21 protein-coding genes are annotated in these 24581 nt (G+C 70.7%); 2 read left to right on the forward strand and 19 right to left on the reverse strand.

What is annotated here, in order from left to right; all coding sequences use genetic code 11:
- Positions 1-15: 15 nt before the first annotated feature.
- Positions 16-1431: a pyridoxal phosphate-dependent decarboxylase family protein gene (locus AC1DQC_RS16255; protein ID WP_477052276.1), complete on the reverse strand. Its 1416-nt coding sequence runs from the start codon at positions 1429-1431 to the stop codon at positions 16-18.
- On the reverse strand, positions 1428-2810 hold the full coding sequence (locus AC1DQC_RS16260) for an MFS transporter (RefSeq protein WP_477052295.1): 1383 nt from the start codon (positions 2808-2810) through the stop codon (positions 1428-1430). Before AC1DQC_RS16260 ends, AC1DQC_RS16255 begins: the two co-directional genes overlap by 4 nt.
- A gap of 121 nt (positions 2811-2931) precedes the next feature.
- Between AC1DQC_RS16260 and AC1DQC_RS16265 the strand changes: the two genes are divergently transcribed.
- Positions 2932-5193, forward strand: a complete 2262-nt coding sequence (locus AC1DQC_RS16265) for a putative bifunctional diguanylate cyclase/phosphodiesterase (protein ID WP_477052277.1) — start codon at positions 2932-2934, stop codon at positions 5191-5193.
- A 23-nt stretch (positions 5194-5216) separates the two neighbouring features.
- Here AC1DQC_RS16265 and nusB read toward each other — a convergent pair whose 3' ends face one another.
- Positions 5217-5633, reverse strand: coding sequence for a transcription antitermination factor NusB (gene nusB / locus AC1DQC_RS16270; protein ID WP_477052278.1), 417 nt, complete (start codon positions 5631-5633; stop codon positions 5217-5219).
- A 1-nt stretch (position 5634) separates the two neighbouring features.
- A complete protein-coding gene (efp, locus tag AC1DQC_RS16275) occupies positions 5635-6198 on the reverse strand; it encodes an elongation factor P (protein ID WP_456824659.1) in 564 nt (187 codons plus the stop codon).
- A 237-nt stretch (positions 6199-6435) separates the two neighbouring features.
- Here efp and AC1DQC_RS16280 point away from each other — a divergent pair, with 237 nt between their 5' ends.
- Entirely contained in the window at positions 6436-8280 is a 1845-nt protein-coding gene (locus AC1DQC_RS16280; RefSeq protein WP_477052296.1) for a DUF6541 family protein, read from the forward strand.
- On the opposite strand, the gene AC1DQC_RS16285 is transcribed toward AC1DQC_RS16280, so the two are convergent.
- The 15 genes from AC1DQC_RS16285 to AC1DQC_RS16355 all read right to left on the reverse strand — a co-directional run.
- Positions 8264-8716, reverse strand: a complete 453-nt coding sequence (locus AC1DQC_RS16285; RefSeq protein ID WP_477052279.1) for a type II 3-dehydroquinate dehydratase — start codon at positions 8714-8716, stop codon at positions 8264-8266. The genes AC1DQC_RS16280 and AC1DQC_RS16285 overlap by 17 nt on opposite strands.
- Positions 8717-8745: 29 nt before the next feature.
- Positions 8746-9873 carry a 3-dehydroquinate synthase gene (gene aroB / locus AC1DQC_RS16290; RefSeq protein ID WP_477052280.1) on the reverse strand — a complete coding sequence of 376 codons (1128 nt, stop codon included), beginning with the start codon at positions 9871-9873 and terminating at the stop codon, positions 8746-8748.
- Entirely contained in the window at positions 9870-10445 is a 576-nt protein-coding gene (locus tag AC1DQC_RS16295; RefSeq protein ID WP_477052281.1) for a shikimate kinase, read from the reverse strand. The genes aroB and AC1DQC_RS16295 overlap by 4 nt, the downstream gene beginning before the upstream one ends.
- Positions 10400-11473 (reverse strand): glycosyltransferase 87 family protein, encoded by a 1074-nt coding sequence (locus AC1DQC_RS16300; RefSeq protein ID WP_477052282.1) that lies wholly within the window; start codon positions 11471-11473, stop codon positions 10400-10402. The genes AC1DQC_RS16295 and AC1DQC_RS16300 overlap by 46 nt, the downstream gene beginning before the upstream one ends.
- Positions 11474-11771: 298 nt before the next feature.
- A complete protein-coding gene (aroC, locus tag AC1DQC_RS16305) occupies positions 11772-12962 on the reverse strand; it encodes a chorismate synthase (protein ID WP_477052283.1) in 1191 nt (396 codons plus the stop codon).
- Positions 12963-13033: 71 nt separating this feature from the next.
- A complete protein-coding gene (locus AC1DQC_RS16310; RefSeq protein WP_477052284.1) occupies positions 13034-13828 on the reverse strand; it encodes a hypothetical protein in 795 nt (264 codons plus the stop codon).
- 1 nt (position 13829) lies between these two features.
- Complete coding sequence (locus tag AC1DQC_RS16315) at positions 13830-14528, reverse strand: PilN domain-containing protein (protein WP_477052285.1); 699 nt, start codon at positions 14526-14528, stop codon at positions 13830-13832.
- Positions 14525-15589 carry a type IV pilus assembly protein PilM gene (gene pilM, locus AC1DQC_RS16320; protein WP_477052286.1) on the reverse strand — a complete coding sequence of 355 codons (1065 nt, stop codon included), beginning with the start codon at positions 15587-15589 and terminating at the stop codon, positions 14525-14527. Before pilM ends, AC1DQC_RS16315 begins: the two co-directional genes overlap by 4 nt.
- A 105-nt stretch (positions 15590-15694) precedes the next feature.
- Positions 15695-16480 carry a prepilin peptidase gene (locus tag AC1DQC_RS16325; RefSeq protein ID WP_477052287.1) on the reverse strand — a complete coding sequence of 262 codons (786 nt, stop codon included), beginning with the start codon at positions 16478-16480 and terminating at the stop codon, positions 15695-15697.
- 289 nt (positions 16481-16769) lie between these two features.
- On the reverse strand, positions 16770-18686 hold the full coding sequence (locus AC1DQC_RS16330; RefSeq protein WP_477052288.1) for a hypothetical protein: 1917 nt from the start codon (positions 18684-18686) through the stop codon (positions 16770-16772).
- The gene (locus AC1DQC_RS16335) at positions 18683-19423 is read right to left on the reverse strand and encodes a PilW family protein (RefSeq protein WP_477052289.1); all 741 of its coding nucleotides are present in this window, start codon (positions 19421-19423) and stop codon (positions 18683-18685) included. Before AC1DQC_RS16335 ends, AC1DQC_RS16330 begins: the two co-directional genes overlap by 4 nt.
- The gene (locus AC1DQC_RS16340) at positions 19420-21321 is read right to left on the reverse strand and encodes a prepilin-type N-terminal cleavage/methylation domain-containing protein (protein ID WP_477052290.1); all 1902 of its coding nucleotides are present in this window, start codon (positions 21319-21321) and stop codon (positions 19420-19422) included. Before AC1DQC_RS16340 ends, AC1DQC_RS16335 begins: the two co-directional genes overlap by 4 nt.
- 114 nt (positions 21322-21435) lie before the next feature.
- On the reverse strand, positions 21436-21903 hold the full coding sequence (locus AC1DQC_RS16345) for a type II secretion system protein (RefSeq protein WP_477052291.1): 468 nt from the start codon (positions 21901-21903) through the stop codon (positions 21436-21438).
- Between the two features lie 215 nt (positions 21904-22118).
- The gene (locus tag AC1DQC_RS16350; protein WP_477052292.1) at positions 22119-23351 is read right to left on the reverse strand and encodes a type II secretion system F family protein; all 1233 of its coding nucleotides are present in this window, start codon (positions 23349-23351) and stop codon (positions 22119-22121) included.
- Positions 23351-24581, reverse strand: a 1231-nt coding sequence (locus AC1DQC_RS16355; protein WP_477052293.1) for a type IV pilus twitching motility protein PilT, incomplete at its 5' end; no start/stop codon positions are given. The genes AC1DQC_RS16355 and AC1DQC_RS16350, both read right to left, overlap by 1 nt.

Below are 24581 nucleotides of genomic sequence, written 5' to 3' on the forward strand. Positions count from 1 at the left end.
CCGACGCGACGTCCGTCACTCGCCGCCGGCACGCGACGGGTCGATGGCAGCCGCCAGCACCTGGATGAGCAGCGGGTGGACGACCTCGGCCGGCAGCGCCTCCAGCGTGGCCATGACGCCGGCCAGCTCGTCGGGCAGCCCCTCGGTGAGCACCCGTCCCGCCAGCGACGGATCGGGGGTCGCGGCGGGCCGGCCGCGCACGGCGTCGGCGGCCGTCTCCAGAGCCTCGATCAGCTCGTCCACGACGACCTCCGTGACGGCCGTGACGGTGAGGTGGGCCGTGCGCGGCAACGGCGCGCCGCCCGGCTGGTCCATCGCCGGCTGCGCCTGCAGGAGCCACCCGCGCCGGCGCACCTCGTCGATGAACGTGAACGGGTCGACCCGCTCCCCCGGCGGCACCGACTCGTCCGTGGCGAGCGCGACGAGCGGACCGGTCGGCGTGCCGACCACCCGCAGGCCGCGGATCCCGTGGGCCGCCTCCACCAGCCGCTCGGTGGCGCGTCGCGTCGCCGCGACGAGCTCCGCCAGGCCGTCGGTGCCCAGCACCGAGAGCACTGCCCACGCGGCGGCCATGGAGCCCGCTCCGCGCGAGCCGAGCATGGTCGGGTTCACCACCGGGTAGCCGGGCCACGCAGTTGTCGCGAAGTACTGCGCCCGGTGGCGCTCCCGCGCGCGGTACAGCACGACGGAGGCGCCCTTGGGGGCGTAGCCGAACTTGTGCAGGTCGGCCGAGATGCTGGTCACGCCGGGGACGGCGAGGTCCCACGGCTCCGTGATCCCGCCCCACCAGGGCAGCACCCAGCCACCCACGCAGGCGTCGACGTGGCACGCGACCCCGCGCTCCGCGGCGCCGGCGGCGACCTCGGCGACCGGGTCGATCGCGCCGAACGGGTAGCTGGGTGCGCTGACGACGACGAGCGCCGTCCGGTCGTCGACCCGGGCGAGGACGTCCGCCGCCGTCGGCGTCCCGGTCGCCGGGTCGACGGGCACCGCGAGCACGTCGAGGTCGAGGTAGTGCGCGGCCTTGTGGAACGCCGGGTGGGCCGTCGTCGGCAGGACGAGGGTCGGGCGGGCGTGCGCGCGCGACGGGTCGGCCGCCCGCCACAGGTCCCGGGCGGACTTCACCGCGAGCATGCAGGACTCGGTGCCGCCCGACGTGATCGACCCGACCGTGTCGGCGTCGCCGTGCAGGACGTCCCGCGCGAACGCGACCAGGCGGCTCTCCAGCGCGGCGACGGACGTGAACGTCGTCGGGTCCAGCCCGTTGACCGGCAGGAACAGCCGGACGGCCTCGGCCGCGACGGCGTCGAGGTCGGGGCGACCCGGGTCGTAGACGTAGGACAGGACGCGACCCCCGTGGGTGGGCGGGTCGGCGGCGCGCAGGCCGGCCAGGTCGCGCAGGACGTCCTCGGGGGTGCGGGCGGTGCTCACGGGCGGTGCTCCTCGATCGAGCCGGCGGTGGCGGCGTCGACGACCGCCTCCGACAGGGGGTAGCGGGACAGCGGCACGAGACTGGCGAAGGCGAGCAGGGCGGGCAGGACCGAGAAGGCGACCGCGATCCCGGTCAGCGCGGACGACGGCTGCGCGAGCACCTCGTCGCCCGTCCGCGAGGCGAAGCCCGTGACGGCGAGCATGCCGAGGACGAGGGTCGGACCGACCGCCAGGCCGGCGGTCTCCCCCGCCGTCCAGACGCCGCCGAGCACGCCGGCGCGGTCCTCGCCGCGCTCGCGGGCGTCGACCGCGACCACGTCGGGCAGCATCGCGAGGGGGTAGAGCTGCATCCCCGCGTACGCGACGCCCGCGAGGGCCACCGAGACGTAGACCCAGCCGCCCGGCGCCCAGCGCATGGGCAGGAGCGAGAGCGCCGCGACCGCGAACAGCGTGGAGGCGCCGACGAGCGACGCGCGCTTGCCGAACCGTCGGGCGAGCCGCGTCGCCACGGGCATGACCAGGAGGGCCGGCGCCACGAGCGCGACGAAGAGGAACGTCACGGCACTCTCGGACCCCAGCGTGTACGTCGCGACGTACTGCGCGCCGGCGAGCATCGCCCCGGTCGCCAGCGCCTGCAGCACGAACGTCGAGAGCAGCCGGCGGAACGCGGGGATCTCGCGCAGCGCTGCCATGCCCAGGCGCAGGGCGTGCCCCCGACGCTCCGGTCGCGGCTCGACGGGCTGGCCGCCGGCCACCGCCCGGCGCGGCGCACCCCACCACGCGGCGAGCATGCCCAGCCCGATCACCAGGCCGCCGACCACGCCCATGACCGCATATCCCGCGCGCCCGCCACCCGCGGCGTCGCGGATGAGCGGCCCACCCGCGCCGAACGCGAGGATGGCGACGGCGAGGACGGCGATGCGGGGCGCCAGCAGGCGGGTCCGGGAGCGGTAGTCCGGGGCGATCTCCGCCGGGAGCGCGATGTAGGGCACCTGGAAGACGCTGAACGCCGTCGCCGCCCCGACGAACGCCACCACCACCCAGGCGGCCGCCGACGAGCCCGTGAGCGCACGCGGCGTGGCGAAGAGGGCCGCGAAGAGCACCGGGATGGTCACCGCGCCGGTGAGCAGGAACCGCCGACGGTTGCCGTGCCGGGCGGCCGAGCGGTCCGACGCGGCGCCGATGAACGGGTCGATCACGACGTCCCAGAGTTTCGGGACGGTGACGACGAGGCCCGCCAGGCCCGCGGCGACCCCGAGCGTGTCCGTCAGGTAGTACGCCAGGACGAGGCCGGGAAGGGTGCCGAAGCCGCCCGTGCCGACCGACCCGAGCGCGTAGGTGGCGACCGTGCGGCGGGAGAGCGGCGCGGCGGCGGGCATCGAGGTCACGGCGTGAATGATGCCAGCACCACGGTTCCCGTCACCCGGATGCCACGTCATCCCAGGCGACCCGCATGACGATGTCCCATTCGTGCTCGGAACCGTTCCTACGTGGGTCACCGTGCTGCAGCTGCTGGCTGCAGGCCTGGTGGGCGGCTTCTGCGTCCTCCAGTGGGTGTGGTGGCGCGGGGAGCTGCGGCCCGCCAGCGCCGCCTGGTCGCTCGCCTGGTCGATCGACATGGCGCTGGTGCTGCTCGCCGGCGGGCTGTTCGCCCTGACCACGCCCGGCAGTCTGCGCGACGCCCTGGTCTACGTGCACGCCCAGCTGGTCGCCGGCTTCCTGGTGATCGCCATCCCGGCCACGCGCGCGATCGCCGGCGGCCCGAAGGTCCGCTACTGGATGTGGGCGGCCTGCGCGCTGTTCGCCGCCCGCGCCGTGCTGTGGTGGGTCCCGCTCGAACGGTTCGTCCTGCGCGCCGACGCCGTCGAGGCCGCCCTGCTCCTCCTGCCGACCGCCGTCGTCGTGTCGTACGTGGTGGTGGCCGTCGGCCGCACCCGGCTCACGGCCTTCGGGTCCCTCCTGGTGTTCGCCGGCGCGGAGTCGCTCGCCATCTTCACGACGGGCGTGCTCGTCCGGGACAACGCGATCGGCGCGATGTGCGCGGCGCTCTGGGCGATCCCCCTCGCGCTCGGGATCGAGGTCCTGGCCCTCAACCGGCTCCGCGACGCGCAGGACGCCGCCGCCCGGCAGAACCAGATGCGCGACGCCCTCGCCCGGCTGGCCAACTCCGCGTGGTTCGTCAAGGACGCCGACGGCCTGCTGGTCACGGCCCGGGACGAGGCCCGCACGATCCTGGGCGACCCGAGCCTCGAGGGCTCCCTGCGCCCGATCGCCCGCGACCGCTTCGTCACCGAGCTGTTCTCCGGCGACAAGGTCGACCACACCCCGCAGGCCCGCACCTTCCTCATCGACCTCGCGCAGATCGTGTCCGCGGCCGCCGAGCGGTACCAGCTGAGCGACCGGCTCCACACCACCGCCTTCGCCGACCCGCTGACCCGGCTGCCCAACCGTCGGGCCGTCGAGGAGCACCTGCTCGCCATGCTCGACCGGGCGAACGTCGAGCGCACCCGGGTCTCGCTCATCTACTGCGACCTCGACGGCTTCAAGCGCGTCAACGACTCCTACGGCCACGCGCACGGCGATGCGCTGCTCGTGCGCGTCGCCGACTACCTGCGCTCCGCGCTGCCGGACCGCGAGGCGTTCGTCGGGCGCGTGGGCGGCGACGAGTTCGTCATCGTCCTCGCGCGCGCCCCGCAGGACGTCGATCTCGTCGCGATCGCCCGGGCCATGCGCGAGGGCTTCATCGACCGCACCGGGGGCAGCCGGCCCGCACGCCTCACCGTGGGCGTCGCCACCTGGGTGCCGGGCGACGTTGTCGACGCCGACGCGCTCGTCCGGCACGCCGACACGGCGATGCTCGAGGCCAAGCGCTCGCGGTCGGGCTTCCGCGTCTTCGACCGGGCGCTGCGCCGACGCGTCGAGGCCGAGCGCCACCAGCGCGCCGCCCTCGAGGCCGCCGTCACCGCCGGGCACTTCACCGCGTACTTCCAGCCCATCGTCGACGCCGAGACCCTCGAGATCGTGCAGGTCGAGGCCCTCGCGCGGTGGGACCACCACGGGCACCTCATCCTCCCCGCCGACTGGCTCGAGCTCGCCGAGGAGTCGGGCCTCATCGTGCCGATCGGTCTCGAGGTCATGCGCCAGGCCCGCCGCGCGCTCGAACGCTTCCAGATGCCGGTCTCGGTCAACATCGCCGCCCGCCAGCTCGCCGAGCCCGACGCCCTCGAGCAGATCGAGACGGCCTGGGGCGACGCGTTCTGGGAGCACCTGACCCTCGAGATCACTGAGAGCGCCCTCGTGCGGACGTCGTCGGCCGTGCCCGTGCTCTCCGAGCTGCGGGCGCGGGGCGCCAAGGTCGCCGTCGACGACTTCGGCACCGGGTACAGCTCCCTGGCCCGCATCGCCCGCCTGCCCGTCGACGAACTGAAGATCGACCGGTCGTTCGTGCGCGACATGGGCACCGAGCGCGGCCGCGGTGTCGTGCGCGCCATCGTCGCGCTCGCGTACACGCACGGCCTCTCGGTCGTCGCCGAGGGCGTCGAGACGCCCTCCCAGCTCACCGCGCTGGCCGAGATGGGCGTGACCCGCGTGCAGGGGAACTTCCTCGGCCGTGCGGCGCCCAACCTGCCCGTCCGCGGCCCGCGGCCCACCACCGGTGCGACCGCCGTCGTCGCCGAGGCCGGACGCGCGCTGCGGTCCGTGCCGACGCCGATCTCGGGCCACGACGGCGCGCGGCTGAGCTCGGTGCCTCGCCGCGTCTGAGCGCGGTGCGTACGCGACCTAGGTCAGGCGAGCAGCGTCGGCTTCAGGTCGACGATCCGACCCAGCAGGCCGTTCACGAACTGCGGCGACTCGTCCGTGGAGAGGGACCGAGCGAGCTCGACGGCCTCGTCCACCGCGACGGCGTCTGGCACGTCGTCGTTGAAGAGGATCTCCCACGTGCCGATGCGCAGCAGCGCCCGGTCCACGGCCGGCATCCGGTCGATGGTCCAGCCGTGCGCGTGCGTGGCCAGCAGCTCGTCGATCCGGTCCTGGCGCTCGATGACGCCCTCGACCAGGTCCACGGAGTACTGCGGCAACGACGACTCCGTGCCGGGGTGCGCGATGCGGTCGGAGAGCAGGGTCACCGGGTCGATGCCGCGCTGGTCGGCCTCGAACAGGACGTCGAGGGCCCGCTTGCGGGCCTTGGTGCGAGCACCCACCTCAGTCGTTCACACGGCCCAGGTAGCTGCCGTCACGGGTGTCCACCTTGACCTTCGTGTTCGACTCGAGGAACAGCGGCACCTGGATCTCGTAGCCGGTCTCCAGCGTCGCCGGCTTGGTCCCCGCCGACGAGCGGTCGCCCTGCAGGCCCGGCTCGGTGTACGTGACCTCGAGGATCACCGACGGCGGCAGCTCGACGTAGAGCGGCACGCCCTCGTTCGTCGCGACCATCGCGTTCTGGTTCTCCAGGAGGAAGTTGGCGACGTCGCCCACCGTCACCTCGGAGATGTGGATCTGGTCGTAGTTGTCCGTGTCCATGAACACGAAGTCCGTGCCGTCCTTGTACAGGTACTGCATGTCGCGCTTGTCGACGTTCGCCGTCTCGACCTTCAGGCCGGCGTTGAAGGTGCGGTCGACGACCTTCCCGGACAGGACGTTCTTCAGCTTGGTGCGGACGAACGCGCCACCCTTGCCGGGCTTGACGTGCTGGAACTCGATGACGGTCCACAGCTGGCCGTCGATCTTGAGCACGGTGCCGTTCTTCAGGTCGTTGGTGGTCGCCACGATCGTCGCTTCCTGTCGAGTGAGATTCCGCGCGGTCCGCCGGAGCGCTCACAGCGAGCACCGCATCGACGGCCGCAGACCGCCGACCATCGTACCGTGCGACCGGCGCAGCCCCGTCGCGCGCCGTCCACGTCTCAAGTTCGGGGGCCGCGGGACCGTAGTAGCGCTGTGGAGTGGCTCGCAGCATGCGCGACGGCGGTCCTCGTCGTCGGTGCCTACTGGGCTCCGGGGATGGCGATGCTGTGGGCCTGGGGCTGGCGCGAGGGCTGGACCAGCCGATGGGCCGTGGCTCCGCTCCTCACCCTTGGCCTCTTCGGAGGAGCGGCGATCGTGCTCGAGGGGCGCGTTCGGTGGGACGTGTGGACCGCTCTCGGAGTGCTCGCGCTCGTCACTCTCCCGGCTGCGCTCGTACGGCGTCGCCGGCCTCGTCCAGAGCCGAGCGCCGCGCGCGTCGGCGCCCCTCGGGTGTTGGGAGTGGTCGTCGCCGCGGCGTTGCTGACGCAGCTGCTCGCAGTCGCGACCGGTCTTGGACGTCCCGGACGCCTGCTCACGGCGTTCGACGTCACGTTCCACCTCAACGGCGTCGAGTACATCCGCGAGACGGGCTCGGGCTCGAGCTTCGACCTCACCGCGTTGTACTCGTTGACGAACACGCCCGACCACGCCTTCTACGGAGCGGCCTGGCACGACGTCGCCGCCTTGCTCCCCCGGTTGAGCGACGCCTCGACGACTTTCACGCTCGCGCTGGTCGTTCCTGCGCTTCTCGCCTGGACGACAGGCATCGTGTACCTCACACGAACTGTATTCCCCGCGCGCCCGCGGGCGTGGGTCTGGTCGGCGGCACTGTCCGTCGCCGGCCTAGGGCTGCCCCTGTATCTAGGTCTGTCCGCACAGGGTCTGGTCGCCAACGCGGTCGGTGTCGCCCTGGTTCCCGCGATGGTCGCCCTCGTGCCAGCCACCGATCGGCTGGCCGTCGGTCTGCGGGTGCCGCTCCTGCTGCTCGCGGTCGTGGGTGTGGGGCTCTGCCACCCGAATGCTGTCCTGGGCGCGGCCCTGGTGCTCGCGCCGTGGGTCGTGGGGCGACTGGCCAACGGCGTGCGGCGCGGCTGGTTGCCCGGCCACCGTGCGGAGCTCATCGCCGCCTGCGTCGTGGGGCTGGCCGTGCCGGTGAGCGCTTGGTTGATGATGCGGACCGGCAGCTACGCGCGCGTCTCGGGGGTCTCGAGTACGGAGGCCGACGCGCCGCTGCCCCTCGGCGTGGCGCTCCTGCAGGTAGCCGGAGGCAACGGCACGGGCGAGGGCCTCGCAGCGGGATTCGTGGTCGCAGCCGGCGCCGTCGCGGGTGCCGTCCTGGCCCGGCGGCTGCCAAGGGCACGGTGGGCGTTGTGGGGCTGCGGCGTCGCCGTTGTCTGGTACCTCCTGTCGACGTCGTCTGTCGCCGCGCTCGAGAACATCGATGCCGCGTGGTACGGCGAACCGCACCGCTTCGCGCCCGTCGTAGCCGCGACGATGGTGCCGCCCGCCGCGCTCGCACTCGACTCCGCCTGGCGTCAGCTGCGATTGCTGGTCGCACGGGCGGGCCAGAGGCCGGCCCTCGCGTTGGCCCTGTCCGTCGCTCTCGTCGGGGTCTCGTGCGCCGAGGCTGCCGTGGGCACGAACCAGCTCGTCCGGCACGCGTACCGCAACTCGGACGGCCGCGGCCTCGTCGCCGACGACGACGAGCTGGCCATGATGCATCGGCTACCCGACGAGCTGGGGCGACGCGGCGCGATATTCGGTTCACCCTTCTCGGGCGCCGCCCACCTCTATGCCCTCGACGGCTTGCCGGTGGTTCCACGCTCGTGGCACACGGTCACGACACCAGAGATGCGTTACGTCAGCTCATCGCTGGCACGGCTCGGCAGCGATCCGAAGCTCTGCGACGCCCTCGACGCCCTCGACGTGAACTACCTCTACGTGGACCCTGACGCCTGGAACCACCGCGACTCCGTCATCGACGTCCCGGTCCCGCCACCATCGGGCGTCCGCTTGGTCGACACGAGCGGGAGTGCGTCCGTTTACGAGATCACTGCGTGCGGGTGACGCGGGCCGCGACGGCGGACAGCGCGAGCCGATAGGAGTCGAACCCGAAGCCGGCGATCGTGCCGGTCGCGACAGGACCGATGACGGAGACGTGCCGGAACGCCTCACGCGCGTAGGGATTGGTCAGGTGGACCTCGACGAGGACAAGGCCGGCCCGAGTTACCTGGGCCGCGGCGTCGCGCAGAGCGTACGAGTAGTGCGTGAAGGCGGCCGGGTTGAGCACCACATGGATCCCGGCATCCACCGCCATATGGAGCCAGCCCACCAGCTCGGACTCGTCGTCGGTCTGTCGCACGTCGGCGTCGAGGTCGAGCTCACCGGCCCAACCGGTAACGGCCGTCACGAGCTCCCCGAGGGGCGCTGAACCGTAGACGTCGGGCTCGCGCGCGCCGAGGCGGCCAAGGTTGGGACCGTTCAGCACCAGCAAGCGCGTCATGGTGCGCAGCCTAGGCGACGCGCGCAGCGTCAGAGGGCGACAGTCCGCGGCGTCGTCGCGCCTTCGCTCACCTCGGCGTACGCAGCGGCCAACAGGGCGGGATCCGGCCCCTCGAGGCGCGCAGGTCGGCCGATGTCCTCGAGCACGACGAACCGCAGGAGATCACCTCGCGTCTTCTTGTCGCGCCGCATGGCCGCCTGCAGCTGTGTCCACCGGTCGCCGCGGTACGACACGGGCAGGCCGAGAGACGACAGGATCGACCGGTGCCGCCCGACGACCTCGTCGGACAGCCGTCCCGCCAGCCGGGCCAGCTCGGCGGCGAAGACCATGCCGACGGAGACGGCGGCGCCGTGCCGCCACTGGAACCGCTCGATCAGCTCGACGGCGTGGCCGAAGGTGTGCCCGTAGTTGAGGATCTCGCGCAGGCCGGCCTCCCGCAGATCTTCGCCGACGACGCGCGCCTTGACGGCGACCGCGCGCTCGACGAGCTCCAGCAGGACCTCCGACGACGACGCCGCGACCGGGTCCTGCAGCAGCTCCACATTCGCCTCGACGAGATCGAGGATCCGCGGGTCCGCAATGAAGCCGCACTTGACCACCTCGGCCAGGCCGGCGACGAAGTCGTGCCGGGGCAGAGACGCGAGCGCCGCGAGGTCGCAGAGCACGCCGGCGGGTGGGTGGAAGGCGCCGACCAGGTTCTTGCCCTCGGCGGTGTTGATGCCAGTCTTGCCACCGACCGCGGCGTCGACCATGGCTAACAGGGTTGTGGGCACCTGCACGACGCGGATGCCCCGCAACCAGGTGGCGGCGACGAAGCCGCCGAGGTCGGTCGTCGCTCCCCCGCCGACGGCAACGACAGCGTCGGTCCGCGTGAAGTCCGCCTGGCCGAGCACCTGCCACAGGAAGGCCGCCACCTGCGCTGTCTTGGCCTCTTCGGCGTTCGGCACCTCGGCCAAGAACGCCTCGTAGCCGTGCTCCAGCAGGTCGGCGCGGATGCCGTCTGCCGTGGTCGACAACGCAGCGGGGTGGACCACCAGGACCCGGCGGACGCCGCCACCGAGAAGGTCGGGCAGCGCACCGAGCAGATGCTGCCCGATCACGACGTCGTAAGGCCAGTCCCCCGACACCGTGACGGTGCGAGTCTCTGACGCGCTCATGCTTCCGTCCCGTCGGTCGTCGGGACGCGTCGCGCAGCCAGCTCGAGCTCGATGAGCTCAGCCACGTCGACGGGGCGGTGCCCATCCGTGACCACGTGCACGTGTGCGAGGCGCTCGTACACCGGCCGGCGGGCGTCCATGAGCGCCTGCCACTGCGCGCGCGGATTGCCGAGCAGCAGTGGCCGAGACTGGTTGAATCCCACCCGTGGTGCGGCCTGGGCGAGCGACACGTCGAGGAAGACGATTAGCCCGCCGCCCGCGGCATAATCCGTCAGCGCCGCCTCCGTCCCGGCGTCCAGCACAGCCCCGCCGCCGAGGGCGAGGACGCCGTCGTGCTCGGCGAGTGCTCGCGCGACCGCCTCGCGTTCCAGCACACGGAAGTGCGGCTCGCCGTCCTCCACGAAGATCTCTGCGATGGACTTGCCGGCCCGCCGCTCGACGTCTGTGTCCGTGTCCCGCGCGACCAGCTGCCAACGCGCAGCCAGCGCGAGCGCCACGGTGGACTTGCCGGAACCGGGCGGGCCGATCAGGACGACGCGGGGGCCAGGGGGCGGGACGGGTTTGTCGGGCACCCAGGCAGGGTATCCGCAGGCGGCTGATGCTCGGAGGTCCGCGCCACGTCGCGGGACACGGATGGCGACATGGGTCGCGGGGCGCGCCGATCGATCACGAAGCACACCACCGGCACGAGAGCCAAGAGGATGTCGCCACCGATCCAGACCACGGCCTCAGGGGCGAGGTAGGGCGCCAGCACGACCAGCGGCAAGACGGCCGTCACAACCAGGCGCCATCGCCGGACCACGTCCGCGGTCGACGCCCACATCCAGACGAGCACCACCGCCACCAACGGGCCGGAGTAATACGTCAGCCGCATGGGGTCCAGCAAGAGCCGCGCTGCGACGACGCCGATCACCGCGACGAGCGGAGACGTCCTGCGCTGCCACGCGAAGATCGCACCGACCGCGCCCGCCACCGCGCCCTGGAGGCACCGCAGGGCCCAGTCGGACAGCCCGGTCCAGATGCCGATCCGACCGAGCAGCGTCTCCTGCCTGAATCCCCAACGCATGTCGAAGGTGCGGACGTCACCGCCGAGCATGAAGGGCAGGTAGATCGCGAGCACCGTGACCGCGAGGACCGCTCCCCCGACGACGACGCCACGCAGTCGCCGTCCGGACAGCAGGATGCCGGCGCCGATCACGCCCCACTGCTTGACGCCGGCCGCGAGGCCGATGAGGACGCCCGCGACCGCGTAGCGACCCGCGGCTGCGCTCACCGCGGCGTTGGCCAGCAACAGTCCGAGGAGCAGCTCTTCCGGATGTCCGTTGCCGATGCTCTCGGTCAGGAAACCCCCGAGCGAGAGCGTCAGCCCGACGGCCCATTGGCCTGCCAGCACGGGTGCACCCGTCGTGACCGCGACGCGTCGCACGGTCCACATCGCGAACCATGCCAACCCCGCAGCCTGCGCCGCTGCGAGCGTGAAGAGCAGCGGCAGGTGCAGGAACGTCACGACGCGGGTCGCGACGCCCAGCGTCACGAGGTAGACCGGGCCGATCTGCAACCCTTGGTCGGACAACACGTCCAAGAAGCCGGTGCCGAGCATGCCGGTGCCCGCCCGTCGGAACCACGCTGCATCCCCGGTGGGGATGGCCGCACCCATCGATCCCGCGATGATGGTCGTCAGCAGGACGACGACGAGCACCGGCCGCCGCCAGACCCCCAGGAGACTTGCGTGGAGGCGTGGTCGGCGAGCCTCCAGCCGTACCAGCTCGTCCTGCAGCCAGGCTGCTGCGCGTTCGCGCGGGAAGGACGGGGTCGAGAACATGACGACGGGCCCAACTCTCTGACGACGGCTTCACCTGCCTATCGGCAGGACTCCGTTCGCAGTTGAGCCGTCCGGATCAGGCCAGGAGGTCGGGGATCGCCTCGACGTAGGCCGCCAAGTTACGACGCACCTCGGTCACTGAGTCTCCGCCAGTCTTCGCCAGCAGCGCATCGGCGAGTACGAGGGCTACCATCGCCTCAGCGACGACCGCCGCGGGCGGCACGGCGCAGACGTCCGAGCGCTGGTGCTGCGCCTTGGCGGCCTCACCTGTCGCCGTGTCGACGGTGTCGAGCGCGCGCGGGACGGTCGAGATGGGCTTCATCGCGGCACGCACACGCAGGACTTCGCCGTTCGTCATGCCACCCTCGAGCCCCCCAGCACGATTGGTGCGCCGCACGATCCGCCCTGACGCGTCCCGCTGGATCTCGTCGTGCGCCTGGGAGCCGCGGCGTGCCGCGGTGCGGAACCCGTCGCCGACCTCAACGCCCTTGATCGCCTGGATGCCCATGAGCGCGGCGGCCAGCAGCCCGTCGAGCCGGCGGTCGGAATGCACGTACGAGCCAAGCCCGGACGGCAGTCCGTAGACGAGGACCTCGACGACGCCGCCGAGCGTGTCACCGTCTTTATGGCACGCGTCGATCTCCGCGACCATGGCCCCAGACGTCGCGGCGTCAAAGCAGCGCACGGGGTCCGCGTCGAGGGCAGCGGTGTCCTCCGGAGTCGGTACCGCGGCGTCCTCCGGTGCGGCGATCGGCCCGATGCTGACGACATGCGATACCAGCCGCACCCCGGCGGCCTGCTCGAGAAAGCGAGCCGCGACCGTGCCGAGCGCAACACGGGTAGCCGTCTCTCGCGCGCTGGCGCGCTCGAGTACAGGTCGAGCGTCGTCGAACCCGTACTTCCGCATCCCCACGAGGTCCGCGTGCCCCGGCCGCGGCCGGGTGAGGGGCGCGTTGCGCGCGCGCAGCAAGACGTCCGGGTCGTCGACCGGGTCGGCAGACATGACGTCCACCCACTTGGGCCACTCGGTGTTGCCGATCTCGATAGCGACCGGGCCGCCCTGCGTCCGACCGTGCCGGACACCCCCGAGCATCCGCACCTCGTCGCGCTCGAACTTCATCCGAGCCCCGCGCCCGTACCCGAGGCGACGGCGCGCGAGCGCGTCCTGGATGTCGGACGTCTGCACCTCGACGTCGGCAGGCAGGCCCTCGAGTATCCCGACGAGCGCCGGGCCGTGGGACTCACCGGACGTCAACCAACGCAGCATGGTCGGATCCTCCCATGACGAGGTCCACCCCCCGAGCGGGTGCCCGGAGGGTGGACCAATTCGGCTCTGGCTCAGTGTCCGCTGATCGGCACCAACGGGTTCTTGCCCGGGACCGCCGCGGGCGGCACGGCGGTAGGAGCGTTCGGGTCGACGACCGGAGGAACGGCCAGCATGTCCGGCAGCATGTAGGTGACGCCGCTGATGACCAGCTCCTGGTCGCCGACCTGCGTCGCCGGCCGTCCGCCGGACGCCGGCTGCTCGACCTGCGCGGTGCCGACCACGGTCGTCACGAGGAACAGGCGCGGCGTCGAGCGCTGCATGTCGTAGAGGAACGCCTCCGTGTTGTCGTAGGTGCCCAGAGCGGTGATCGAGAAGCCGATCGACATGAAACCGGCGGGCGCACCGGCGGGGGCGGCAGCTGCCGGAACCGCAGCCGGGGCGGTCGTCGCCCCGTCCGTCGGAGCGGCACCGGTGGCGTCGGCTGGGGGGGCCGGCGCGACGGGGGCCGCCTCGACCACCACCGGCGCAGGCGTCGACGGCGAGATCGAGGTGAGCGTCACGGAGTGCGCGACGGCGATCTGGTCGAGCTGGCGCAGGTAGTCGGCCAGCTTCGCGTCGGTCGGGATCTGCGTCTGGATCGCCGCCAGCTGCTCCTTGTACTGGGGCAGGTTGGCGAAGTCGGCCTTCAGCTGGGCGACCTGCATCTCGAGCAGCTCGTTCTGCTGGCTCGCCTGCTCGGCCTGCGACCGGAGGTCAGCCGCGGCCGACACGGTCGGCGACACCGCGAGGAACCACGCTGCCGCGAGGATGAGGATCGCGACGAAGACCGTCCCGCCCACCCACGTGCTCTTCTTGGCGCCGTCCATGTCAGCCCTCACCGTCCTTCGGGTCGTAGCTGTGCGAGAGCGCGCCGGCCGTCAGCTGCACGCTCGACATCACCTGGTAGAAGATGCCCGTCTCGTCCTCGCCGATCGTGACGGCGGAGACCCAGGCGTTGGCGAACCCGGGGACCGAGTTGAGCGCGTCGACCCACGCCGCGGTGTCGGGGACGGTCGACGAGCGGCCGGTGAACGAGACCTGGCCGACGCTCGGGCCCTGCCCGACGGGCACGGTCCCGGCTGGAGGCGTCGTCGCCGTCGCCACCGTGAAGGACAGGTCCTCGATGCTCACGTTCGCCGGCAGGACGGCGGTGATGCCGTCCGTGTACGCCTTGATGTCGATGTCGGTCGCCATGCCGAGCTGGCGTGCAGACTGTGCCGTCCCCAGCGCGCCGAGCACCATCGGCACCTCGGCGTACTTCGACTGCTCGGCCTGGAGCGTCGAGGTCCGGTCCTGCGCCTGCGTCAGCTCCGAGCTGGCCGCGCCCCGGTCAAGCAGGGCGAGCCCGTAGATGCCGACCGCGACGACGGCCGTGACGCCGAGGCCGATGAGGAGCCACCGCTTAGTGGTACGCAGCCCGCGGGCTGCTCGGACCTCCGGCGGCAACAGGTTGACCTGCGGCAGCGTGCCGCTGATCGCCGTACCCGCGCCCGACCGGGCCTTGGGGCGTTCGACAAGGGTGCTCATGCAGCAACTCCGTAGGCCAGACCGACGGGAAGGGCGATGAAGGACTCGTGACCGTTGAGCGCGTCGCGCTGCACGGTCTTCGCGGAACGCAGACCCGACAAGGGGTCGCCGAGGGTGACCTGGAGCCGGCTCGCGCTCGAGAGGTACTGACCCAGGCCCGGCAGGTGCGAACCGCCGCCGGTGAGGACGACGACGTCGATCCCGGCCCCGGGGTTGTTGCTCGAGTAGTACACGAACGTGTTGCGGACGGACTCCACCAGCGCGCGGACGACCGTGCTGATCGCCTCCGCGACGTCGGCACGCTCTGGCGCCACGGCGTAGCCGATGCCGATCTCCCGCTTGAGGAGCTCGGCCTCAGGGCCGGCCAGGCCTGCGGTGCTGGCGACGGCGTTGGTCACATTCTGTCCACCCGTGGGCAAGGACCGCACCAGACGCGGGGAACCGTTCGCCGAGATGACGACCGTGGTGATCGAGGCGCCGATGTCGACGAAGGCCGCCGTGCTCTGCGCCAGCGGGCCGCGCGCGAGCGCGCGATGCAGGGCGAAGGCGTTGAGGTCGACCATCGTGGGCCGCAGACCGGCGCCCTCGACCGCGATGACGTTGGCGTTGACCGTGTCGCGCTGAGCAGCGACCAGCATCCCGTGGACCGTCCGACCCTGCGGGCCGTCGTACTCCGAGGTCGGGAAGTAATCGAGCAGCGCGTCGTCCGTGGACATGGGTAGCAGCTCGCTGACCTGGTACGGAAGGGAGTCGCGCAGCTGGGCGAGCGGCATCCACGGGAGGTCCAGCTCGCGCACGATGACGCGCTGGTTGCCGACCCCGATGACGACGTCCTTGGAGTCGAACTTGGCCTGTGCCCAGAGCTGTCGCAGCGCGGTGGACACGGTCTCCGGCTGCACGACCTCGCCGTCGCGGACCGCACCGATGGGCAGAGCGACCTGGCCGAAACGCACGAGCGTGGGGGGCGTCTTGCCGTTGGGGCCGCCACTCCCGAACTCGAGCTCGGCAGCCCGGACGCAGGACGAGCCGATGTCCAGCCCGATGACGCGTGTGGTGGCCACGAGGGTCCTTCCGACGAGCGAGTGAGTGGGTTCATTCGTCCTATCGGGCGCAGGGCGGCGCGACTTGAGCGGCTTGCGCGATTCGGTCGCAGTCGGGCGGCTCCGCTACAGGACGCCGAGGTACCAGGACCAGAGCGACTCGCCGACGACGATGCCGACTACCGCGCCCAGGAGCATCCAGGGGCCGAACGGGATACCGGACTTGCGGCCCGCGCGTCCCGCGACGAGGAGTGCGATCGAGAAGAGTCCGCCCACGACGAAGGCAGCGAACCACCCGATGACGAGGGTGCCCCAACCGAACCAGCCGAGGTACAGCCCGAGCACGCCGGCAAGCTTCACGTCCCCGAATCCCATGCCCGGCGGATACGCCAGCATGGTGACCAGGTAGACGCCGTAAAGGATGGCACCGCCGATGACCGCCCGGAGCAACGCCGGCCAGTCGCTCGCCCCCCCGGGGTTCCAGGAGGCCAGCGCGAGGAGTGCGAGGGCGACCGGGTACGACGGCAGCACGATGGCGTCCGGCAGACGCTTCGTGTCGATGTCGATGAGCGCCAGCGCGACGCTGATGGCCGCCAGGTACAGCAGGGCGGGGAGGACCCAGGACGCGCCGGTGAACCAGGCGGTCAGGGCGAACAGCACGCCCGTGCCCAGCTCGACGAGCGGATACCGGGCTGAGATCGGGTTTCCGCAGTCGCGGCACCTCCCCCGCAGCAGGAGCCAGGAGAGGACAGGGACGTTGTCACGCGGCCGGATGGCGTGGCCGCACCGCGGGCACGCGCTCGGCGGGTGCACGATCGACTCCCCTCTCGGCACCCTCCAGACGACGACGTTGAGGAACGAGCCGATGGCGAGACCGAAGAGGCCGGCGATCAGGATGAGGGCGACGGTCACGACTTTTCGACCCCACCTCGGCCGCCGACGTCCGAGCGCCGGATGCTGCTACCAGACCACGCCATGACCGAATGCCTCCGAGTTCCGCCGAGCCGCCCGGGGCGTCTGCCCGTGCGGGACGTCCGGCTCGAAGTCTTAACGGCAGGCGCGCCACGTGACATGAGCGTCCACGACGTGTTCCGGCGCACTTCCCCTCCGGCCCTCCACGAACGACGAGACATCCCTCGCGGCGACGACGTACCGTCGTCGCCGCGAGGGATGTCAGGGTCGGCGTGCCCGTGCGATGCGCTCAGCCCTTGAGCGCCGGTGGTGTCGTGGTCTCTCCGAAGTAGCGCTGGGTCCACTGCGCGTCGAGCCACCGGGGGAAGTACGGCGGCGACGAATGCTTGAGCCGCTGGTCATAGACGTAGTTCTTCGCGTAACCCTGCGTCGGCGCACCGCCGCCGACGCCCACGATCCCGCGCCAGCGCTGAGCGATCGACCCGTCGACCTGGAGCTTGCCCTGCGGGACGCCCACGTTGTACTGCTGGACGTAGAACGAGTGCTGGAGCGTCTGGATCGACGCCATGATGTCGATGCCGTCGACCACCACGGCACCCGTGGGGTCCAGGTGGTCGGCGGGCCACGCAGCGTCGCCGCCGAGCGTGGAAGGGTTCGCGGCATCCCACTTGCACGAGGAGCTGCTCGGGCAGCCGCTGCCCGTCGCGGACACCTGCTTCATCCACGGGTGGAACACCTCGACGGAGTTCGTGGCGACGAGCCCCACCATGTCGGAGCCGTGCAGCCCGGAGGCGAGGACCAGGTCGCCCGTCAGTACGACGGACTGCTCGGCCGCCAGCGTCACGCGCCCGCCCACGGTGCCCTCGACGTACAGGTTGCCCTCCTGGCAGTACTTCGTGGACTCGGCCATCGTCGTGTCGAAGGTGTACTTCGCAGTCGAGCTGGCCGGCTTCGCCGAGGCGATCGCCGTGGTGAACGTGCCGAGCGGCAGGCTCCCGTTCGTCGCGTCGCCGCCGAGCTGCCCCGCGCTGCACTGGGAGCGAGCGATGCCCGTCGGCTCGCCGGCCGCGTAGATGACCATCTTGTTCGGCACCCGGATGGTGGCTCCGGCCGCCGAGTTGAGGGCGGTCAGCGTGCCGCAGTCGGGGCTCGGTCCACCAGTTGCCGGGATGGAGACGGGCTGCCGCGAGCCGTTGTTCACGATCTTGTTCCAGACCGTCATCCACCCCGCGCTCGGGCCGAACACGATCCGGGTGGAGCCGAAGTAGTGGCAGCCAGGGTTCGAGGCGAAGGCCGCGGAGTTGTCATCGAGCCGCAGCAGGCTGCCGTTCTCCGACAACTTCGGCTTGTATCCGCTGAAGTTCGCGTTGCTATAGGTACCGCCGTCCTTGCGGAGGCACTTGTTCCACGTCCCGGCGCTCGCGGTGACCGTGGCGCACTCCGGGTTGGCCGACGTGAACTGGTCCTTGAACGTCGGTCCGCTCGCCAGGACGGAGTCGTTGGAGAACACGGACCCCCACAGCGTGTCGGCGGAGGCGAATTGGATCTCGACGCAGCCGGCGCCCTCGCGCCCGCTCCACCAGTGCTTCGCCGCCAGGTACCCGGAGAAGCCGCAGCGGACCTTCTCCCCCGCATCCAGGGTCGCGATCTTCGCGGCCGTGTACGCCTGCACGTTCGACGGGTCGGCCGACTCGAAGTCGGTGTAGTACACGTAGTCCGTGGACCCGCCCTTGGTGAGGGCGGTCTCGACGGTGCGGTATCTGCCGTTGACCTTCCCGGTGACGGTGAGCGTGATGAAGCCGTCGGAGACTGCCCCGGACCCGTCAAACGAGTAGTGGAAGAAGGCGTCCTTGGGTCCGGTGCTCCCCGGCTTCACCGGCTGCCAGCCCAGAGGGGTACCCGCGCCCCACGAGCATGTGTTGCCGGGGACCGAAGGTCCGCGCAGCGCGACGTTCGAGCAGTCGATGAGCTCGTAGTACGAGTCGTCCCGGTTGAGGTGGGAGACGAAGTCCTCGACACCGGACTGCGCCGCAGCCATGGCGCCGCTGTAGTCCTGGTCGAACCGCGCGAACTTCGTGCTGGACATGGTGTAGGCCAGGGCGGTGAGCGCCAGCATGGCGAGGACCAGCATGGTGCCCACCACGAACACGAGCGCGAAGCCCTCCTCCCCGTCTTTGGACAGGTCACGCACACGACGTGGGGTCATGGGGTCGGCTCCACCTTCTCCGGCACGGACTGGGCGTTCGGCAGCGTGATGTGCGCGATGTACGTCGTGGGCTTGGCTCGCGTCGCGTTCGGTGCCTGGACGCTGACCACGACATCGACCGAGAGAACTCGAGCGAGGTCGGCCAGCGGGAGCGACCCGGCCGCCGGCGGGACGAGCTGTACGCCGCCGCCGTCGTAGTAGGCGAAGACCGGCTTGCCGGTGACGACCTGGACCCCTCGCGCCAGCGTCCTGGTCGTGACCCGGGACTTGCAATCCACTGTCGCCGTCGCCAGCGTCGCGTCGCAATACACGTAGTTGGTGTCCGAACCGGCGTGCGGGTCCGGGACCTGGACCCTCTGAACGAGGGTCCCCGTGGCGGAGACGGTGTACGTCACTTGGCTGGGACCGACCGAGTTGTCAGGGTTGTCGATGTTCGCGTAGAACTGCACGGAGAAGTCCTGCCCCGCGATGAACGCGTCCTGGTTGCACGCGGGCGTGCACGCCTCGGCCAGCTGGTTCGGCATCACGGCCGTCCGCAAGGATCGGCCGATCGACTCCACCGCCGTCCGCGCTGCGTCGACCTGGTCCTGGCGGCTGATGGTCTGCGCGTTCGAGCGCATGAAGCCGATCGACACGGTGGCGGTGGCGGCGACGAGGATCCCGAGGATCAGCATCGAGACGAGCAGCTCGGTGAGCGACAGGCCCTCGTCGCCCGCAGGTCGGTCCTCGTGCGTCACGGTGCCGCCTTCGTCTGGGAGGTGGTGGTGGGGGTGACGGTGAAGGAACCCGCGGCCGTGCAGGTATTGCCGGTTCCCGACTTCGTCCAGATCCAGGCGTTGTACGTCGTCGTGCCGGAGGTGGGACGAAGCGCACTGACCGGAAGCGATCCCCCGGACAGACCGGTGGGACCGGCCGTCAGGATCGGGGTCCCTGCCGGCGACGGTGTCGCCGTCGACGTGTTGCACGTCATGGACGTCGCCGTGCTCACGACCAGGTACTTGGTGGCCTTGATGTTGTCCATCTGGAGCGTCGCGTAGAGCGGCGTCGAGCCCCACGTCTTGGTGACGTTCGCGCCGTACGGCACGTTGAGCGGTTCGATCATGTCGGGCCAGCTGAGGCACGCGTCCGTCACCGCTCCGCTCGTCTGCCAGACGTACCAGTTCCCCGCCGGCAGCGGGAAGAAGGCTCCCCGGGCACCGTCGATGGACACGGGGCTCCCGCCGAACGTCGCCGGGCAGCTCGTCGGCGAGGAGAGACCGGAGATCTTCTGCTCCACCGCCCAGAGCTTGTTGCCGGCCGGGACGCTGTTGAGCCACACGGCGGAGGGGGCCCACGCCAGGTCGTCGTTGTCGCCTCCGACGAGCGGCTGCGACGCAGGCCCGGGCGAGCACCCGAAGGTGGCTCCCACAGCGAAGAAGTCGTACGAGCCGGGCATCAGCGTGAACGTCGTCCCCGACCCTGACGTCGCGAGCTTCGTGCCCGTCGTCTGGATGCAGTCCTTCTGCGGAGCGGCGGACGGGTACGCCCAGACGGCGCTGGTGCCGTTCGGCAGCGACGAGAGATCGATGGTGGCCATGGCGAACGTCGCGTCAACCGTCACCGCACCGCCGGCGGGAAGCACCTTGACCGAGAAGCCGCCGGCGGGAAGCGCGGTGCCGAAGTAGGCACCGTAGGTGGTGGGCCACATGCCGGCGAAGGTGGTGGTCACGCCGGTGACGACCTTGGGGGTGCTGCCCGTGGCGCCGGAGTACTGGGACGCGACGAGGGTGATGGTCGAGCCGGCCACCTGGGCGGCGGTGAGCGGCACACCGTCGCTGCGGACGAGCCGCACGCTGACGCTGCCGGCCTTCGCGACGGAGAAGCTGACCCCGGAGTAGATCGTTCCCGGCATCACCGTGCCGGTGCTCTTCGTGGGGTTCACGGTGTTGGCGATGTCGACGTACGTCGGGTCGACGACCTTGACGCTGTAGGCGGTCCCGCCGGGATCGGGGGACACAGGGATCACGGCGCAACCGGTGGCGTCGGAGAAGGCGGAGGTCACGGCCCCTCCGGTCGCCCGGACCTCGATGCCGGTCAAGGGCTTGGCGTCCTGGTCGACGAGCTTGACGGCGAGGAAGGAGTCGTCGGTGGCGATGCCGACCTTTTTGGGCGGCGCAAGCGAGCCGGTGGTCACCACGGCGCTGACGGAGCCCATCTTCGGCCAGGTGACCCGGACCGTGACCCCGAGGGTGGGGTACGAGACGATCGATCCGCCGTCGCACGCGGACACCCCGTTGCCGGCGGCGTTCCACTGAGCGAAGCGCTGCACCGTGTACGGCGTGCCGTCGATGACGAGGGGCTGGCCGACGGTCCCCCCGGCGAGCGGGTGCGGGTTGGTCACGGCACCGGCGTTGGCGATGTCGACCGGTCCGGTGCTCGTCGCGGCGAACTGCTCACGGACGAGGTCGAGCTCGCGGGCCGCCAGGTTCGACGCTGCGACGCGGTTGCGGTTGCTGACGCTCTGCGTCTGCGCCGAGAGGATCACACCGATGATCGCCACCGACATCGCGCCGAGAATGATCATCGCCACGACGAGCTCGATGAGCGAGAAGCCCTGCTCGTCACCGGTCGTCGACCGGCTGGACACCCTGAACATCCGTGGACCCTTTCGGCCGGAAAACCTGCCTGCATGCGGACCGGACCGGCCGCTCGGTGCTACGCCCCGGCAGGACAAGTCGCTCAACTGGATCCGGCCGGGGTGCTACTCAGATCAGCTGACCACGCCGGCGGCCGAGCAGGTGGTGCCCAGCGCGCCGAGCCCCGTCTCCGAGCCGAACGCGATGGTGGTGTTGGTGCCGGAGTCGTACGTCACCGCGACGCACCACTTGGCGGTCGTGGTACCCGAGGCAGCGGCGAAGCCCTGCTGGACGGCCGTGATGTTGCGGCTTGCCGGACCCAGGTCGGCGCCCAGGAAGGTGTACTTCTTGGACGGCGCGGTGCCCGTGATGGCGATCGCCGTAGCGGCCGTGGTGTTGTCGACGTAGTACGTCGCCAGCTCCTTGCCGAGGACCGAGACGTCCGACTTGGCGGCGGTGTCGTTCGCCTTCTTGCGCTGGTTCAGGAACACGGGGATCGCGATGGCCGCGAGGATCCCGATGATGATCATGACGACGAGGAGCTCGATAAGGGTGAAGCCCTTGTCCTTCTCGTCCATGGACTTGCGAATGCGAGCGATCATTGTCAGCTCCCTTGGGTCAGTACGGCGGTCGATGTCACGTTCAACCCGGCACAAGCCGGTTCAGTGCTGCGTCCCGTATTTCGACTGGCGACGCCCTGACCTTGAGTCGAAGTTCCCCGCGGCGTCAGATTCACTCGACCGGCGCAGCGAAAGTGCCAGCAGCGACGAAGGCCCGCGCAGCGGTGCTGGCGCGGGCCTTCGGGCGTGGGTGGCGGTCAGTTGATGAGGTTGAAGATGCCGAAGATCGGCATGTACATCGCGATGACCATGGACCCTACGATGGCACCGATCACGACGATCATGAGCGGCTCGATGAGGCTCGTGAGCTGCTCGGTGGTCGACTCGACCTCCTGGTCGTAGAAGTCGGCGACCTTCGCAAGCATGGTGTCGAGCGCTCCGGTGTCCTCACCGACCGCCATCATCTGGACGACCATCGGCGGGAAGACTGGGTGCTGCGCGAGGGGGCCGGCGAGCGACTCGCCGCGTCGCACGGACTCCTGGACCGCTTTCGCCGCCTTCTCGATCACGAGGTTGCCACTGGTCTCGCCGACGATGTCGAGCGCCTGGAGCAGCGGCACGCCAGCATGCAGCATCGTGCCGAAGTTCCGGGTGAACCGCGACACCGCGATCTTGCGGAAGAGCTGCCCGAAGACGGGCACCTTCAGCTTCCAGGGATCGACGCGCTCGCGAATTCCCTTGTCGTTCTTGTGCTTGCCCCACCAGAAGGAGAATATGCCGAGCCCGACGACTGCCGGGATGATGGTGATCTTGACGACCTGCGACAGCCACATGAGGATCTGCGTCGGCAGCGGAAGCTTTCCGCCGAGCGTCGAGAACATTCCGGCGAACACCGGCACGATGAACAGCAGCATTCCGGTGGTGGCCAGGATCGCGACGACGAAGACGACGACGGGGTAGGTCATCGCCGACTTGATCTTGCCCCGGAGCTTGACCTCGGCCTCGAAGTTGTTCGCGATCGACACGAGCACCTGGTCGAGGAAGCCGCCGACCTCGCCCGCCTTCACCATGTTGATCATGAGGGGCGGGAAGACGTCCGCGTGCTTCGTCAGGGCGGTCGAGAAGGCGGTGCCGACCTCGACGTCGTTGCGGACCTGCGCGATGGTCTTGGCGAGCGGCTTGGACTCCGTCTGCTCCGCGAGGATGGTGAGCGCGCGCAGCAGCGACAGGCCCGAGTCGATCATCGTCGCGAGCTGGCGCGACATGATGGCCAGGTCCTTGAGCGTGATCTTGTTCCCGCCGAAGCCGGGGATGTTGATCTCGGCGTTGAACCCGCCCGTGCTGACCTCGGAGATCGAGACAGCCGCGAGGCCCATCTCCCGGAGCCGGTTGGCGACGGCCGCCTGGTTGGTCGCCTCGACGCGACCCTTGACGATCTTGCCGGCCTTGTCCCGGACCGCGTACTCGTAGGTCTTCGTCCCCGCGGCCATCAGAGCGCCTGGTTTCCGAAGGAGGAGCCACCCATGCTCGCCTGGTCACCCAGGCCGGCGGCGCCCTGCGACCCACCGGAGAACCGGCCGGTCAGACGGTTGAAGTCCTCCACGTGGTGGCACTTCTCCAGTCCGGTCTCGTAGCTGATCTTGCCGGTCTTCACCAGCTCGCTCAGGTGCTGGTCCATCGTGTGCATGCCCTGCTTCGCGCCGGCCTGCATCGCCGAGTAGATCTGGTGGGTCTTGCCCTCGCGGATCAGGTTGCGGATGGCCGGCGTCGCGACGAGCACCTCGGTGGCGACGGCGCGGCCGGGCGAGTCGGACCGCTTGGCCAGCGTCTGGCAGACGACGCCCTGGATGGCGCCGGCCAGCTGCGTGCGGACCTGCGCCTGCTGGTGGGCGGGGAACACGTCGATGACGCGGTCGATGGTCTGCGCAGCGTCCTGTGTGTGCAGGGTGGCGAAGACGAGGTGACCGGTCTCGGCGGCGGTGAGCGCGACGGAGATGGTCTCCAGGTCGCGCATCTCGCCGACGAGGATGATGTCGGGGTCCTGGCGCAGCACGTGCTTGAGCGCGTTGGCGAACGAGTGGGTGTCCTGCCCCACCTCGCGCTGGTTCACCACGCACTTCTTGTGGCGGTGCAGGAACTCGATCGGGTCCTCGACGGTCATGATGTGGTCCTCGCGCGTCCGGTTCGCGAGGTCGACGATCGAGGCCAGCGTCGTGGACTTGCCGKAGCCGGTCGGGCCCGTGACGAGGACCAGGCCGCGCGGGAGGCCGGCGAACGTGCCGACGACCGCCGGGACGCCCAGGGCCTCGAGCGGCTTGATTTCGTACGGGATGACGCGGAAGGCCGCCCCGATGGACTCGCGCTGCTGGTAGATGTTCACACGGAACCGGGCCAAGCCGCGGACGGCGTACGACAGGTCGAGCTCGAGGTTCGCCTCGAACTTCTCGCGCTGCTTCTGGGTCAGGAACGCGTAGAGCGAGCGGCGCAGGCCGTCGGGCAGCACCTGGCCGAAGCCCTCGAGCGCCTTGAGCGAGCCGTTGATGCGCACCATCGGCGTCGTCCCGGTGGTGAGGTGCACGTCGGACGCGCCCAGGCGCACCATCTCGGTGAGGATCTCGTCGATCGGGAGGTCGCCCTCCTGCTGCTCCTGGCCCATCCCGCGGCGCGGGCCGCGGTCACGGCCGGGAGCCGCGGCGGCGCGCTGCGTGGGCGGCTCGGGA

Source organism: Cellulomonas sp. P4_H12 (assembly GCF_056400905.1).

Bases quoted from the DNA above. Each gene is read 5' to 3' on its own strand.
- AC1DQC_RS16260 (WP_477052295.1), bottom strand. From the start codon at position 2,810: ATGCCCGCCGCCGCGCCGCTCTCCCGCCGCACGGTCGCCACCTACGCG.
- AC1DQC_RS16280 (WP_477052296.1), top strand. From the start codon at position 6,436: ATGCTGTGGGCCTGGGGCTGGCGCGAGGGCTGGACCAGCCGATGGGCC.
- AC1DQC_RS16285 (WP_477052279.1), bottom strand. From the start codon at position 8,716: ATGACGCGCTTGCTGGTGCTGAACGGTCCCAACCTTGGCCGCCTCGGC.
- aroB (WP_477052280.1), bottom strand. From the start codon at position 9,873: ATGAGCGCGTCAGAGACTCGCACCGTCACGGTGTCGGGGGACTGGCCT.
- AC1DQC_RS16300 (WP_477052282.1), bottom strand. From the start codon at position 11,473: ATGCTCGGCACCGGCTTCTTGGACGTGTTGTCCGACCAAGGGTTGCAG.
- aroC (WP_477052283.1), bottom strand. From the start codon at position 12,962: ATGCTGCGTTGGTTGACGTCCGGTGAGTCCCACGGCCCGGCGCTCGTC.
- AC1DQC_RS16310 (WP_477052284.1), bottom strand. From the start codon at position 13,828: ATGGACGGCGCCAAGAAGAGCACGTGGGTGGGCGGGACGGTCTTCGTC.
- AC1DQC_RS16315 (WP_477052285.1), bottom strand. From the start codon at position 14,528: ATGAGCACCCTTGTCGAACGCCCCAAGGCCCGGTCGGGCGCGGGTACG.
- AC1DQC_RS16330 (WP_477052288.1), bottom strand. From the start codon at position 18,686: ATGACCCCACGTCGTGTGCGTGACCTGTCCAAAGACGGGGAGGAGGGC.
- AC1DQC_RS16340 (WP_477052290.1), bottom strand. From the start codon at position 21,321: ATGTTCAGGGTGTCCAGCCGGTCGACGACCGGTGACGAGCAGGGCTTC.
- AC1DQC_RS16345 (WP_477052291.1), bottom strand. From the start codon at position 21,903: ATGATCGCTCGCATTCGCAAGTCCATGGACGAGAAGGACAAGGGCTTC.
- AC1DQC_RS16350 (WP_477052292.1), bottom strand. From the start codon at position 23,351: ATGGCCGCGGGGACGAAGACCTACGAGTACGCGGTCCGGGACAAGGCC.